14 protein-coding genes and 1 pseudogene are annotated in these 14,549 nt (G+C 62.7%); 7 read left to right on the top strand and 8 right to left on the bottom strand.

What is annotated here, in order from left to right; all coding sequences use genetic code 11:
- Positions 1-58: 58 nt before the first annotated feature.
- Positions 59-1,003: a WYL domain-containing protein gene (locus G8767_RS15160; protein ID WP_166810607.1), complete on the top strand. Its 945-nt coding sequence runs from the start codon at positions 59-61 to the stop codon at positions 1,001-1,003.
- A 4-nt stretch (positions 1,004-1,007) separates the two neighbouring features.
- Here the strand turns inward: G8767_RS15160 and G8767_RS15165 are convergent, their stop codons facing one another.
- Positions 1,008-1,949 (bottom strand): DUF808 domain-containing protein, encoded by a 942-nt coding sequence (locus G8767_RS15165; RefSeq protein WP_124567307.1) that lies wholly within the window; start codon positions 1,947-1,949, stop codon positions 1,008-1,010.
- A gap of 240 nt (positions 1,950-2,189) precedes the next feature.
- On the opposite strand from G8767_RS15165, the gene G8767_RS15170 reads away from it, so the two are divergent.
- On the top strand, positions 2,190-2,846 hold the full coding sequence (locus G8767_RS15170; RefSeq protein WP_124567306.1) for a methyltransferase domain-containing protein: 657 nt from the start codon (positions 2,190-2,192) through the stop codon (positions 2,844-2,846).
- A 30-nt stretch (positions 2,847-2,876) separates the two neighbouring features.
- On the opposite strand, the gene G8767_RS15175 is transcribed toward G8767_RS15170, so the two are convergent.
- A complete protein-coding gene (locus tag G8767_RS15175) occupies positions 2,877-4,046 on the bottom strand; it encodes a thiolase family protein (RefSeq protein WP_166810608.1) in 1,170 nt (389 codons plus the stop codon).
- Entirely contained in the window at positions 4,043-5,458 is a 1,416-nt protein-coding gene (locus G8767_RS15180) for an MFS transporter (RefSeq protein ID WP_166810609.1), read from the bottom strand. Before G8767_RS15180 ends, G8767_RS15175 begins: the two co-directional genes overlap by 4 nt.
- 58 nt (positions 5,459-5,516) lie before the next feature.
- Between G8767_RS15180 and G8767_RS15185 the strand changes: the two genes are divergently transcribed.
- On the top strand, positions 5,517-6,014 hold the full coding sequence (locus G8767_RS15185; protein ID WP_166810610.1) for a helix-turn-helix domain-containing protein: 498 nt from the start codon (positions 5,517-5,519) through the stop codon (positions 6,012-6,014).
- A 93-nt stretch (positions 6,015-6,107) separates the two neighbouring features.
- A pseudogene (locus tag G8767_RS15190) lies at positions 6,108-7,347 on the top strand (DUF222 domain-containing protein).
- Between the two features lie 96 nt (positions 7,348-7,443).
- Here G8767_RS15190 and G8767_RS15195 read toward each other — a convergent pair.
- The 3 genes from G8767_RS15195 to G8767_RS15205 form a co-directional block, all read right to left on the bottom strand.
- Entirely contained in the window at positions 7,444-7,932 is a 489-nt protein-coding gene (locus G8767_RS15195; RefSeq protein WP_007726792.1) for a GNAT family N-acetyltransferase, read from the bottom strand.
- 70 nt (positions 7,933-8,002) lie between these two features.
- Complete coding sequence (locus tag G8767_RS15200) at positions 8,003-8,773, bottom strand: site-2 protease family protein (protein WP_095972426.1); 771 nt, start codon at positions 8,771-8,773, stop codon at positions 8,003-8,005.
- Positions 8,770-9,444 (bottom strand): hypothetical protein, encoded by a 675-nt coding sequence (locus G8767_RS15205; RefSeq protein WP_095972425.1) that lies wholly within the window; start codon positions 9,442-9,444, stop codon positions 8,770-8,772. Before G8767_RS15205 ends, G8767_RS15200 begins: the two co-directional genes overlap by 4 nt.
- A gap of 284 nt (positions 9,445-9,728) precedes the next feature.
- Between G8767_RS15205 and G8767_RS15210 the strand changes: the two genes are divergently transcribed.
- Complete coding sequence (locus G8767_RS15210) at positions 9,729-11,018, top strand: adenylosuccinate synthase (protein ID WP_095972424.1); 1,290 nt, start codon at positions 9,729-9,731, stop codon at positions 11,016-11,018.
- Between the two features lie 51 nt (positions 11,019-11,069).
- On the opposite strand, the gene G8767_RS15215 is transcribed toward G8767_RS15210, so the two are convergent.
- On the bottom strand, positions 11,070-11,540 hold the full coding sequence (locus tag G8767_RS15215) for a hypothetical protein (protein ID WP_095972423.1): 471 nt from the start codon (positions 11,538-11,540) through the stop codon (positions 11,070-11,072).
- A 44-nt stretch (positions 11,541-11,584) separates the two neighbouring features.
- On the bottom strand, positions 11,585-11,815 hold the full coding sequence (locus G8767_RS15220) for a hypothetical protein (protein WP_095972496.1): 231 nt from the start codon (positions 11,813-11,815) through the stop codon (positions 11,585-11,587).
- A 61-nt stretch (positions 11,816-11,876) separates the two neighbouring features.
- On the opposite strand from G8767_RS15220, the gene G8767_RS15225 reads away from it, so the two are divergent.
- The gene (locus G8767_RS15225; protein WP_050655050.1) at positions 11,877-13,352 is read left to right on the top strand and encodes a PLP-dependent aminotransferase family protein; all 1,476 of its coding nucleotides are present in this window, start codon (positions 11,877-11,879) and stop codon (positions 13,350-13,352) included.
- Positions 13,353-13,398: 46 nt separating this feature from the next.
- The gene (locus tag G8767_RS15230; protein WP_166810611.1) at positions 13,399-14,502 is read left to right on the top strand and encodes a class I SAM-dependent methyltransferase; all 1,104 of its coding nucleotides are present in this window, start codon (positions 13,399-13,401) and stop codon (positions 14,500-14,502) included.
- The last annotated feature ends 47 nt before the right edge of the window (positions 14,503-14,549 follow it).

Here is a 14,549-nt window from a genome sequence, read left to right on the forward strand (position 1 = left end):
CATTGTGCACCCCTATTCCTGACAACTTCTGTCAGTGATTCTCGGTAATGTTCGCACCATGAGATCCGCGCGGCTGCTCCAACTCATGTTGCGTTTGCAGGGCAGCCCTGGCGTCGTCGCAGATCAATTGGCCGACGAGTTCGGTGTATCGGTGCGGACGATCTACCGCGACGTGGCCTCGTTGTCGGCTGCCGGTGTGCCGATCTGGACCGAGAGCGGTCCTGGCGGCGGCATCCATCTGCTCGACGGTTGGCAGTCCAAGCTGTCCGGCATGACGGACGACGAGACGTCGGCACTCATGCTGTTGGGCGTACCGTCCATCGCTGCGGACCTTGGGCGATCCGACGCCGTCGGTTCGGCAGGGGCCAAACTACTCCGCATCCTGCCCGGTCCGCTGCGCGAGAGTGCGCGCTTGTGGCAGGACCGAATCCTGGTGGACGTCCCGGGCTGGTTCGGCGGCGTCGACGACATCTCTGCGCTTCCGATCGTCACATCCGCTGTGCTCGTCTCGCGTCGACTGCGCTTCGTCTACCGCGATCGCGAGCGGACGGTCGAACCGCTGGGGCTGGTCATCAAAGCCGGCGTTTGGTATCTGGTGGCGGGGATGAACGGTCGAACGCTGTCGTTTCGAGTCGGCCGCATCAAAAATACGGTGGTAGAAGATGATTCGTTCACCCGGCCGGTGGATTTCGATCTGCCGTCGTGGTGGGCTGCGTCGATGGCCGAGTTCGACCGGTCGCTGCTTCGTTTCGACTGCCAGGTGCGGTTGTCGCCAGAGGGCAGGCGCCGGCTCCCCGATGTGGTGGGCGAGCTTGCGGCTGCTGTCGAAGTGGGACCCGAGGACGACGACGGATGGGTGGGCGCCGGGCTGAAACTCGAGAGCGAAGCCGTCGCGCTCTCACAGTTGATCGGGCTGGGAGCCGACGTCGAGGTGCTCGAACCCTCGTCGTTGCGTGAAGGGATGCGAACTGTGGCGGAGCAGATGGTGCTCCGCCACAGGTAGGCGATCAGGCCGTCGCAGAACGCTTTGCGAACAGGCGGGTGATACCCAGTTGAGCTGCGACGATGATGGCGCCAACCACCAGACCCAGCGCTGCCGAGGCAAGGGTGTTGACGATCCACGCCAGTACGCCACCGACTCCGGCGATGTCACTGACTGCTTCTTCCCCGTGATGAACGGCGTCGTACAGCGGGTGGAAGCCCAGTTCGTCGATGCCGACCAACAGGATGTGGCCACCGACCCACAGCATCGCGGCAGTACCCACCACAGAGAGCACCGACATCACGTGAGGCATACCGCGAACCAGTCCACGGCCGACCTTGTGGGTGAAGCCCGACGACGTCTCGGCGATTCTCAAGCCGATGTCGTCCATCTTCACGATCAGTCCGACGACGCCGTAGACGACCACGGTGATGACAACCGCCACGACGGCAAGGATCACCAACCGGCTCCAGAAGCCTTCGCCTGCGATGGTGTTGAGTGCGATCACCATGATCTCGGCGGACAGGATCAGGTCGGTGCGGACGGCACCCGAAACCACGGCCTCTTCGTCGCGAGGGTGCTCGTCGGCCGTTTCGTGGTGATCACCGTGGCCGAATATCGCACCCCAGATCTTGTGCACTGCTTCATAGCTGAGGTAGCAGCCACCGACCATCAACAGCGGCGTCAGGAGCCAGGGAAGGAACTGACTGAGCAGCAGCGCGATCGGGAGGATGATCAGCAGCTTGTTGCGCAGCGATCCGATGGCGATGCGCTTGATGATCGGTAGTTCGCGCTCGGCCGCGAGTCCACGGACGTACTGCGGTGTGACGGCTGCGTCGTCGATCACGACACCTGCAGCTTTGGCCGTCGCCTTACCGGTTGCGGCAGCAACGTCGTCGATCGAGGCCGCGGCCATGCGAGCCAGGGCCGCGACGTCGTCGAGCAGAGCGAACAGTCCGCCGGCCATCACAGACCTCCCGTGGAATCAGTGAGAAAAGGTGGCCGGACCGAACCGGTGACGCAGTTACTTGATCGCACGAGGTCTCTATCCATGATCGTCGTAGGTGAGGTCAGGTCACCTGGAACGATACCGGGGGCATCCGTCACGGACGACCTCGCTCGGCCGGTTGCCCTTCGTCACGAAAGGTCTTCCCGACCCGGTGCTCGCGTGTAAGACTGCACAGAAGATCGATCGAAACGGGGCACTATGCGTGAACCAGACACTGCACAGGTCGCCAAGACTTTCGACGCAATGGCGGCGCACTACGACCGACAGATCGGGCGCTTCGAACGCTTTGTGCTCGGTGACGCCCGGAAATGGGCTGTGGACCAGGCGCATGGCCGCGTGGTCGAGATCGCCGTGGGAACCGGACTGAACCTGCCGCTCTACGGGGACGATGTCGATTACGTCATCGGCGTGGACATCTCGACTGCGATGCTCGATCAGGCCAGGCTCAAGGTCTCCGAGGGAGTGAAGACCGAAGTCGACCTACGACTCGGAGACGTGCAAGCACTCGATGTTCCCGACGAGTGCGTGGACACATTGGTTTCCACCTACGCCTTTTGTACGATCCCCGATCCGGACCGAGTTGCGAGCGAAGCGTTTCGAGTCCTGGTGCCTGGCGGTCGATTCGTTCTCGCCGAGCACGGACCGAGCAAGAACATTGTGGCTCGTACATTGATGAAGGTTGTCGAACCGCTTTTTGTTCGGTTCGGTGCCGATCATCTCACCCGCGAACCGATTGGATACCTCGAAAACGCCGGTTTCCTGATCGACGAGGTGCAGCGCACCGGACGGGGTGGAATCGTGTTCCGGGTCGTTGCGCGCAAGCCGGACCCCGAATGGACGGCACTCGGTCACTGATGTCGGAATGCCGTCCATCGGGGAGAGTGCTCAGCGCAAGCGTTCCAGGATGGTCGCGTTGGCCAACCCACCTGCCTCACACATGGTCTGGAGTCCGTAGCGCGCGCCGCGCTGTTCCATGGCGTTGACCAGGGTGGTCATGATCCGCGTTCCACTGCCGCCTAGTGGGTGGCCGAGCGCGATGGCACCGCCGTGGACGTTCACCTTGGACAGGTCGACGCCGGTGTCTGCTGCCCACGAGAGGACCACTGGGGCAAAGGCTTCGTTGACCTCGAACAGATCGATGTCCGAGACCGTCAAACCCGCACGGGCCAGGACCTTCTGCGTAGCGGGGATGACCGCGGTGAGCATGTACAGCGGATCGTCGCCCGCGACCGCGAAACTGTGCAACCGTGCCTTCGGGGTGAGCCCGAGTTTCGCGGCGATTTCACTGGTCGTGATCATCACCGCCGAACTGCCGTCCGAAAGGGGGCTGCTGTTGCCTGCGGTGATGGACCAGTCGATCTGTGGGAATCGCTCTGCGTAGTAGTCGGATTCGAAGGCGGTCCGTAGGCCGGCAAGGGTCTCGACGGTGGTGCTGGGGCGGATGGCCTCGTCGACCGACAGCTGCGGGAGAGTTGCGAGTTCCTTGGTGAAGTACCCACTTTCGGTTGCCAGCGCGGCTTTCCGATGACTCGACGCCGAGAACTCGTCGAGTTGGGTGCGGCTCAGTCCCCACTTGGCGGCGATCAATTCGGCGCTGATGCCCTGCGGTACCAGACCGTCCGGATAGCGCTCTTCGAAACCCACGCCGAGCGATTCGCGCCCGATGCTGCTCGAACCCATCGGCACTCGGCTCATGGACTCGACTCCGGCCGCGACAACGATGTCGTATGCACCGGCAATAACGCCCTGAGCGGCAAAATGAACTGCTTGTTGGCTACTTCCACACTGGCGGTCGACGGTGGTTCCCGGTACCGACTCGGGGTAGCCGGCGGCGAGAAGGGCAGTGCGAGTGACATTCTGGCTCTGTTCGCCGACTTGGCTCACCGCACCTCCGATGACGTCGTCGATCAGTGCTGCATCGATTCCGGTGCGTTCGACTACCGCTGTGAGGCTGTGGGCGAGGAGGTCGACGGCGTTGATGCCGTGCAGGGCGCCGTTCGCCTTTCCCTTGCCGATCGGAGTGCGAACGGCTTCGACGATAACTGCGTCTCTCATGACAAATTCCTTTCAGGGACGGCGGATTCAGCAGGGACAACTGGGGTGGGTGTGGTCGCAGGTGTCATTCCCAGCGATGCCAGAGCAGACGCGAGCGCGACGGCGAAGATCACCCACCAGGCCTGGCGGAAGGTGTCGTAGTCGACAGCAGAGCCGAGAACCGCGATCAGAACGCTCACGCCGAGAACGGTTCCGATCTGTCGGCTCATGCTGACGATTGCACTACCGGTGGCCGATCGAGCCGGTGCCAGATCCGCCGTGGCCTGCGACAGAATGGTCGGCAGGGCAAGACCGACACCGATCCCGGCGATGATCCAGCCTGGAAGAAGTCCGGTCGCGTAGTTGGGCGTCGTATCGACCGAGACGAGGACCAATACCGTTCCGACGGCCCACAGAAGGCTGCCGAGTGCGGCGACGCGACCGGCCGAGTACTTGCGCGAAAGCGATCCACCGGCGATGGCGAACAGCGGAACCAGAAGCGGACCCGGTGAGACGGCGAAGCCGGTACGCAATGCCGAGTATCCCCAAACTTCTTGCAGCCAGAGGATGTTCGAGAGCAGGCCGGCGGCGAACGCTGCGCTGAACAGAATGGCGGTGACGTTGGACCAGGCAAATGAGCGGATCTTCAGAAGATCCGGAGCAATCAACGGAGTTCGGTGACGAGAGTTGCTCCACCAGAACGAGAGTAGTGTCACGGCGGCCACCGCGAAGGCGATCAGAACGCGACTGTCGGTCCACCCCCAGTCAGGTCCTTGCACGAGTGCCAGTGCAAGGGAGCCGACTCCGACTGTGAGCAGGGCAGCGCCGACGACGTCGATCCCGGCATCTGGGTCCTTGTGGGTCGTGTCCGGTACGAGTCGGACTGCCAAGTAGAGCAACACGATCCCCACCGGAACGTTGATCAGGAAGACCCAGCGCCACGACGCCTCGACGAGAATGCCGCCCACGACGGGACCGAATGCCGCGGCAGCCGCACCGGCCGCCGCCCAGATGCGCACGCCGGATTGACGTTTCGCAGCCGGGAGGGCACTGATCAGGAGGCCGAGGCTGGCCGGGGTGAGCGCCGCGGCGCCGACCGCCTGGACGATGCGGAAAGCCACCAGCGCCCACAATGAGGGGCTGAAAGCGCAGGCGGCGCTGGCGAGGGTGAACAGTGCGAGACCGGCGATGAAGGCGCGTTTGTGTCCGATCCTGTCCGCCCAGCGTCCGAGGGGGATCAACAGCGCGGCGTAGACGATCGCGTAGCTGTTGAGGATCCAACTGAACTCGCCGAGCGAGTGACCCGGGTAGCTCTTGGCGATGTCGCCGAAGGCCACGTTGACCACAAAGAGGTCGAGGCTGGCGACGAACGGCGCCCCCGACAGTATCGCGAGGAGGGGTCCGGTCCGCACCGGCTGGCTATGAAGTTCCATAGTCAGCAATCTAGACTCTGGCTATGGTTATGGCAAGCCAGGGGGTATGGTGAAACTCATGGACGCTGTACGACTGACCGGGGTGCTCGAAGATCGCGACGCCTGGCGGGCCACGCACTGTTCGATCGGGCGGGCCATGGAAGTGGTCGGCACTCGCTCCGCCATGCTGATTTTGCGAGAGGCCTACTACGGCACAACTCGTTTCGACGACTTCGCGTCGCGGGTCGGCATTACCGAGGCGGTGGCGTCGGCGAGGCTGAAGGAGCTCACGGAGGCGGGCCTCTTCGAGCGTGTGCCGTACAAGGAGCCTGGAAAGCGGACGCGGCACGAGTACGTGCTCACCGAGAAGGGTCGTGACTTGCTGCCGGCGGTTCTTGCGCTGATGCAGTGGGGTGACAAGTACCTGCACGGCGGAAAGGGTGGACCGCTGGCGGTGGCGGACGACGCTACCGGTGAGCCCGTTCGCGTCGAGGTCCGCAGTGAGTCGGGGCGTGAAGTGCCGCTCGGCGAGTTGCGAGTCTCTGTCAACGAATCGCGTGGCCGGCATCGCGAATAGCGATGCATTTCAACGGCTCTCGAGCTGTGGGCCTTCTTGAAGTTGTCCGTTATGTCTCTGGTTATCGAAAGTATGTTCGATTAAACTTTGGGTATGGACAGTCGGGATGCGTGGCAGCTGGATGGTGAGGACCTCGAGGGTGAGGTTCTGGATCTGGTGCGTGTCCGGCACGAGTTGCAGTCGCGGATGGTGTTGCTGATCGTGGAGATGTTTTCCCGGGATGTTCTCGGCGGGAAGGGTTTTCGGGCGATCGCGCAGTGGTTGCATGGTTCGACGAATCTGGAGATCGGTGAGTGCAGCCTGCTGGTCGGGTTGGCGCGGTTGTTGATGCTCGAACCCGGTGGTGGCGGATGCTTTTCATCGCGGTGACGGGGATGCGTTGAAGGCCCGTCAGGTGGCGTCGTTTTGTCAGCATCCGCCGAAGAACATGACCCTGGCGGACGTGGACAAGGCCCGCAGGATTCTGCTTGATCTGGCGTCGAAGAACATTGCGGATTGTGATGCGGTGAGGGCGGCGATCCGGCGGATCGAGAAGCAGTACGGAAACCGTGAGGACGGTGTTCCGGTCGGGGAAGACTCTGAGCGCAATGAGTTCTACGCCTCGAAAGGCTTGTACGGGCGGGTGACCGTGAAGGGTGATTTGGATGCGGTGAACGGGGCGCGGTTGATCACCTTGCTGTCTAGCCTGTCGGCTCCGACACCGGAGAAGGACGGCGTCAAGGACACGCGTACTCCGGCTTTACGGCGCGCGGACGGGTTCTGCGAAATGTTGCGCCGGTATGAGCGGGCGGGGTTGGGTCCGATCGAAGGTGGAGTGAAACCACACATCACGGTCACCGCCAGTGCGAAAGACATGACAGACCTCAAAGCATTGAAAGATCTGTTGCCGTCCACCGAGGAACTCGGGTTCGCGTGGACGGATTGGGTGGGCCCGATCAGCATCGACACGGCCCGGATGCTGGCCTGCGACTGCACCGTGACGCGGATCTTGTTGGACGAGAACGGTGTTCCGCTCGAATGCGGCAAGGAAGCGAGAACAGCGACGGTGCCGCAGAGGCGGGCGTTGGCGGTCCGGGATGGTGGGTGCGCGTTTCCGGGATGCGGGACACCGTCGGGGTGGTGCGATGCCCACCATATCGTTCATTGGAACGATGGTGGCCCAACGGATCTCGACAATCTGATCTTGTTGTGCGGTCATCATCATCGGACGCTGCACCACACCGAGTGGAGGGTGGAGATCGGCCCGGATCGGAAGTCGGTGTTCTATCCGCCGATGTCGATCGACCCGTATCAGCAGCCGATCGGCGGGAACAGTCCACCGACAGCAGCCTGAACTGAACCAACTGAAGACGCGAGCGCCGGGGCACAGTCGTGCCCTGGTGCTCGAGCCCGCGTTGGGGGTCTGGGTGGTTGGCTGGGTGGCTGTGTGTCAGCTCAGTGATTTCTTGAACCCGACATGGGACGCGACAAATCCGAGACGCTCGTAGAAGTCGTGAGCTTCCTTGCGAGTTTGATCCGAGGTGAGCTGCGCCAGGAAAGCGCCGCGCCGGGCGCCTTCTTCGCAGGCCCAGCGGATCATCGAACTGCCGATGCCCTTGCTCCGGTAATCCTCGTGGACGCGAACAGCTTCGATCTGCAGTCGTGTCGCCCCCATTCGGCTCATACCCGGAATGAAGGTCAATTGCATGGTGCCGATTACTGCGTCACCGACCAGAACGGTGACGAGGAGTTGCGCCGGATCCTCGTCGATTCGCTTGAACGCGTCCTCGTAGATCGTTCGGGCTTCGGGGTTGGTCGTCTCCCGAGTGCTGCCGATCGGGTCGTCGGCGAGCAAGTCGATCAGTGCTTCCACGTGTCGAATCTCGGCCCGCGTGAGGGTGTACTCCACTCCGCCGGACTGAAATGACGTCGCAATCATCGATGCTCCCCTGAAGAAGAATGAATGTCTGAAATGTCAGACTCTCACGAGTCTCCTCCAGCGCACTCGATCACGTCCAAAAACGCATGAGGGCGTTACCGAGCATGGCGTAGTAGTCGGACACACCGCTCAATTCGAAGATCCAGTAGATCGCGTCGAAGAAGACGACATTGATCTGCGGGACGAACAAGAGTGCAACCAGCAGGAGCAGTCCGTACGGCTTGAACTGGTCGAGTTGGTGCCGTGTGTTGGGTGCGAGATAGGGCTCCAGCGCGTTGTAACCGTCCAGACCGGGGACTGGGAGCAGGTTCAAGACCGTCGCCATGACCTGCAAGAAGGCAAGGAAGCTGAGGCCGGCCCAGAACGTCAGGTGCTCGGCCGCTGAGCCGTACGTACGTATGACGACGAGGAGAATCACCGCGGCGACGGCGTTCGTGAACGGACCGGCAAGCGATATTCGCGCCTGCACCTTGGGCGGAAACATCCCGGTGCGCAGATACACGGCGCCGCCGGGAAGTCCGATGCCGCCCAATGCGATGAACAGCACCGGCAGACCGATCGAGAGCATCGGATGGCTGTACTTGAGCGGGTTGAGCGTCAGATAGCCACGAGCCTCGACATCGGTGTCTCCGTGACGCCACGCCAGATACGCATGGGCGAACTCGTGCAAGCACAGCGTGACCACCCAGCCTGCAACCACGAGAACGAAAACACCCGCGCGGCCCGCGATGGAGCCCCACGTCGAGTTCCAGGCGACCACTCCGGCGATGACAGTGATCGCAACTACGCCGAGGAAGACAGGGCTCGGCCGAACCGCCGACCGTGCTGCTCCGGTTCTCACCTGACCAACAACCAAGTTTTGTCATGCCGGTAGAAGGTCGAACGCTTGAGATCGCGTGGGTTGGCCACCCCGTCGCGAACCAGACGAGCCGCGGGCGAGCCCAGCTGAATGGCTCGGCCTTCCAGCCAGCGTCGCCCGCCCCAGCGACTCTTGCGATCCACAGATGCCTTGATGCCGGGGAGCTTGGGACTCGGCACTATCCGGATGCCGGGGACCGTGCCGGAGAACAGTTTGTTGTCGTCGACGTAGGCCTCGCCGATCAATTCGGCGGCATCGGCCGGACCCGTGACAGTTGCCGCACCTACCAGCGCGATTCCAGCGTCGTCGCGGATGAGCGGCACGGTGTGGACTGTGCCTTTCAACGCCGTGCGCGCAGCTCGCGCACCCGTTGCGAGTTTGTACGCGTCGGTTGCGTCGGACCTGTTCTCGGTGACGTAGGCGAGTTCGACGTTGAGTCGCTCCAGTCGCATCAACCGTGTCAAAGCCGCGGCAAACGCGCCGTCGTTACCGACGACGATCAAGCGCGGTTCGGTGACGACCTGCAGTTGAGACAGGGCCTCGTCGAAGTCCTGCTTCTCCGGAAGTTCAGGGACAGTGAACGACGTGAGTTCACCCAGGGGGAGTGGAACCGGCGAATCGCCACATTTGAGCACCACAGGGGTCAAAGCCACTCCTAGCTCGATCAAGACTTCTTCTCGGGTAGTGGGACCTCGCCACCCTTCCCCGAAATGGCCGTCCGAATCACTGCCGACGATCTTAGTGCGAGTCTCCGTGTCGACTCGCAATCGTGATGGTCACACCGCCAAATTCTGGACCGTCAGGTCTGGTCTGGTGCTCTGGGCTAGACTGCTCCTTCGGTCACTGCAACAGTTCGGCGCTGCATCATGTGCGCGGAAGCCAGGCAGTACCAATGCGGCGGGACAACTGCTGCACGTCGACCGTAGGAGACAACGTCATGCCGGCAATCGTCCTGATCGGCGCCCAGTGGGGCGACGAAGGTAAGGGCAAAGCTACAGATCTACTGGGCGAGCAGCTTCAGTGGGTCGTGCGATACCAGGGCGGTAACAACGCCGGACACACCGTGGTTCTGCCGAACGGTGACAAGTTCGCACTGCACCTCATCCCTTCCGGAATCCTCACCCCCGCCGTCAACAACGTCATCGGTAACGGTGTCGTCGTCGACCCGGGAGTGTTGTTGACCGAATTGGCAGGCTTGGAAGAGCGCGGCGTGGACACGTCCCGCCTGCTGCTTTCTGCTGATGCGCACCTGATCATGCCGTACCACGTGGCCATCGACAAGGTCACCGAACGCTTCCTGGGAGCGAAGAAGATCGGCACGACCGGCCGCGGTATCGGCCCGTGCTACCAGGACAAGATCGCCCGTGTCGGTGTCCGTGCTGCGGACGTCCTGGACGAGAAGATCCTGACCCAGAAGGTCGAAGCAGCACTCGAATTCAAGAACCAGGTGCTGGTCAAGATCTACAACCGCAAGGCACTCGACCCGCAGCAGGTCGTCGACGAGGTCCTCACGCAGGCCGAGGGTTTCAAGCACCGCATCTCGGACACGCGTCTGGAACTCAACCTCGCCCTCGAGCGCGGCGAGACCGTTCTGCTCGAAGGTTCGCAGGGCACTCTGTTGGACGTCGACCACGGTACGTACCCGTACGTGACCTCGTCCAACCCCACCTCGGGTGGTGCGGCGGTCGGTTCGGGAATCGGTCCCACCAAGATCACCACGGTGCTCGGCATCCTGAAGGCGTACACGACGCGTGTCGGTTCCGGTCCGTTCCCGACGGAGCTGTTCGACGATCACGGCGCATACCTGGCGAAGCAGGGCGGCGAGGTCGGTGTCACCACCGGACGCGCTCGTCGTACGGGATGGTTCGACGCTGTCATCGCGCGTTACGCGACGCGCGTCAACGGCATCACCGACTACTTCCTCACCAAGCTGGACGTGCTGAGCAGCCTCGACACGGTACCGATCTGTGTCGCGTACGAGGTGGACGGTGTCCGCCACGACGAAATGCCGATGTCGCAGAGCGACATTCACCACGCCAAGCCCATCTACGAAGAGATGCCCGGCTGGTGGGAAGACATCTCGGAGGCTCGCACCTTCGAGGAACTGCCGCAGAATGCGCAGAACTACGTGCTTCGGCTCGAAGAGCTTTCGGGTGCATTCATCTCCTGCATCGGTGTCGGCCCCGGCCGCGACGAGACGATCGTCCGGCGCGAGATCGTCCGCTGATTCGATTCCTCGAAATCCCCGTTCCTGTCTGCAGGGACGGGGATTTCGTGTTCAAGCCAGCTTCGACAAGTGTGCGGTGACGGTCTTCCAGTCGGGAAACTCGGTGCTGCCGAACTTGATCCAGTCGCCCTCGAATCGATCTGCGCCGTTTGCTCCGCGGTCGTCGACGAGGTAGTCGCCTCGGTTGAGGTGCTTGTGGTGCGAGAGGATCAGACGTTTGTACGCGACGCTGCCTTCCTCCATTCCGAGGTGCTCTTGGACCCACAGCACCTTGTCGTGCCAGGCTGTGGCGTTCTTCCACGGCGCTGTCGAGAGGATGTAGGTGTCGAACTGCTGCGCCAGTTCGTGGTAGGCGTCGATGGCACCGTCGAGTGGGTCCATGCGAGAGAAGATGTGTGGCGCTTCGTCGAGGTCGTTCTTGTACTTCTCCCGGACGCCGTCGGTCAGGCGATCGATGCCCGACTGGAAGTTGACGAGGGTGTTGTCGAGATCGATGTAGAGAATCTTCTTGGAAGCCGGCATGGAAACCTCTCTGGAGACTTTCTGAGTGCGAAAAGAGTCCAGTTTTACGCAACTGGACTGAGATCAGTGAATTCTTCCCCCTGATCACAATCGCATGGAGGTCTGACAGAGTTGTTCTCGCGGTCCGGAGTTGCGTCGTGGAAGATGCCGCCGAGGGGTGCTGCCAGGCGAAACTGCTCCACGCGAATGTAGGTACCTTCACCTTCGGCGGGTGCGAAGAAGTAGACGAGGGCCACGAAGAGTCCGATGCCGATCAGGGTCGCGAAGGTAGTCATGGACATATGATCAACTCGACTGGCATTGAGTTACATAGCCAAGTTGGCGATACTGGACTGCATGATGACTCGAGTTCTCGGTGCCCGTTCGCTCGCGCGCGATCTGGGGTCCTGGCAGGAAGAGTCCGGACGCAGGCCCGCATACCGTGCGCTTGCCGACGGTATCCGCCTGCTCGTGCACGACGGTCGCGTTCCGCTGGGGGTCGCACTGCCGAGTGAGCGTGAACTTGCGACGGTGCTCGAACTCAGTCGAACCACGATCACGTCCTCGTACTCGGTGCTACGAGACGAGGGGTATCTGATCAGCCGGCAGGGTTCACGAAGCACCGTGGCGTTGCCCGCCGGCGCGCGGCCGAACGGGTTGATGTTCCGCTCCCACCAACCGGGGCCGAGTGGACCCGTCGTCGATCTCAGTTACGCAGCGATGGCAGCTCCCGCCGCCCAGGTCGAACTTGCGTATGCGTCTGCGCTGCAGGAACTTCCGAACTTCCTGCCCACGCACGGGATGGAACCGGTCGGGATTGCCGACTTGCGTGACGTGATCGCGCAGCGCTACACGGCGCGGGGCTTGCCCACCACTGCCGAACAGATCATGGTGACCTCGGGTGCGCAGCACGCGCTTCGGTTGTTGCTGTCGGTGCTCACCTCACCAGGCGAGCGGGTGCTCGTCGATCACCCGACGTATCCCAATGCACTGGAAGCGATTCGGCGAAACGGCGCTCGGCCCGTGCCGGTTCCGGTCCGGCCGGAGTTCGCGGCGGCCGGAGCCTGGGATCTGGACGGGATTCGAAGTGCAGCAAGGCAAACCGCTGCGAGAATGGCCTACCTGATCCCCGACTTTCACAACCCGACCGGCCTCTGCATGGACTCTTCCGGTCGCGCAGAGCTTGCGAAGATTGCGCATGAAACGCGAATGACTCTGGTCGTCGACGAGACCATGGTGGACCTGTGGCTCGACGCGCCACCGCCGGCACCGGTCGCGTCACATGGGCGAGGTGCGGCGAAAACCGAAGTGGTGACGCTTGGTTCGACGGCGAAGTCCCTGTGGGGCGGGCTACGTGTCGGTTGGATTCGCGCCGATGCCGCACTCATCACCCAGTTGGTGGGGGCGCGTGCCGCGGTCGACCTCGGTACTCCCGTCATGGATCAATTGGCAGCCGCCTACTTGCTCGCCGACGACCGCTCGTTGCTCGAACAGCGTCGCGAAGTTCTGCGAGAACAGCGTGCGGTGCTTCTCGGTGCAGTGGCAGAGCATCTGCCCGACTGGCGTCCCACCATCGGCTCCGGCGGAATGTCGGTCTGGATGCGAATGTCCGCGCCCGTCTCGACGGCGTTGGCTGCGGTGGCACCCAACTTCGGTGTACTCCTGGCCGCCGGCCCCCGTTTCGGCGTCGAAGGTGCGTTCGAACGATTCATTCGCGTGCCGTACGCACGTTCTCCCGAGGACCTCATTCGCGGCGTTGCGTCCATCGCCGCTGCGTACGACACTCTCGCGACGGATCGCGACACGGCAGACCAACGAATGGTCGTCGTCTGAGAACTGGGTACACACCCTGAAAGCGGTGTGAACCAGGAGGTCGGGCATGACGGCGGTAGACGGTACAGGCGCAGCGGGAACCAGTGCGGCGGAAGCGCTCGCAGAACGATTGTTCGCGGCCACGCTCGGGGCGTCGGAGCTGCAGGCTGTGTATCTGGGCGACCGGTTGGGCTGGTACCGCGCGCTGAGCGATCACGGCCCGCTCACGTCCACGGAACTCGCCGACCGGACGGGGACCGTCGAAAGGTACGCACGGGAGTGGCTCGAGCAGCAGGCCGTGGCTGGTTATGTGGACGTCAATTCGGATGCCGATCGGCGGTACAGCCTGCCGCAGGCCCACGCCGATGTGCTGGTCGACGACGAGAACCTGCTTTTCCTGGCCCCGTTGGCGAGGCTGTTCGTCGCGACGACGTCGTCGATGCCCCGCCTGCTGGACGCCTATCGTCACGGCGGGGGAGTCACGTGGGAATCGATGGGCCCGGACGCTCGCGAGGGCCAGGCGCTGCTGAACCGGCCGATGTATCTCCAGCAGCTCTGTCAGCAGTTTCTGCCGGTAGTCACCGATCTGCACGCCATTCTTCTCGGCGGTGGGCAGGTCGCTGATCTCGGGATGGGGGAGGGCTGGTCGTCGATCGCGCTCGCCCTCGGGTACCCGAATATCGAGGTGCACGGCTTCGACGTCGACGCAGCCTCGGTGAATGCTGCCCGCCGAAACGCCCACGATCGTGAGGTGGACGACCGCGTTCATTTCTCGTTGGTCGACGTGGCCGGCCAAGCCCCGGAGACTGGTCGAGCCGATGCCGGGACCTACGACGCCGTGTTTGCTTTCGAGTGCCTTCACGACGTTCCGGATCCGGTGGGATTTCTGTCCACGGCTCGGGCGATTGCCCAGCCCGGCGCCCCGGTGATCGTGATGGACGAACGAACGGCAGATGCCTTCGATCCCGAGGCGGGTCCGATCGAGCAATTGCTGTACGGATTTTCGCTGACCTGCTGCTTACCGGACAGTCTTTCGCATCCGGGGAGCATTGCCACCGGGACGGTGATGAGGCACTCGACACTCGAAAGTTATGCCAAGGCAGCAGGTTTCGAGAGAGTGGACGTGCTGCCGATCGAGCACGAGATGTTCAGGTTCTACAGGTTGGGCTGACGCCCCGTGCGCGGTTAGAGAGTCCCGAGGCTCCTTGACCACGCACG

Origin of the sequence: Rhodococcus sp. IC4_135, assembly GCF_011602025.1 — a bacterium.
In the GTDB taxonomy this organism is placed as follows: Bacteria; Actinomycetota; Actinomycetes; order Mycobacteriales; family Mycobacteriaceae; genus Rhodococcus_F; species Rhodococcus_F baikonurensis.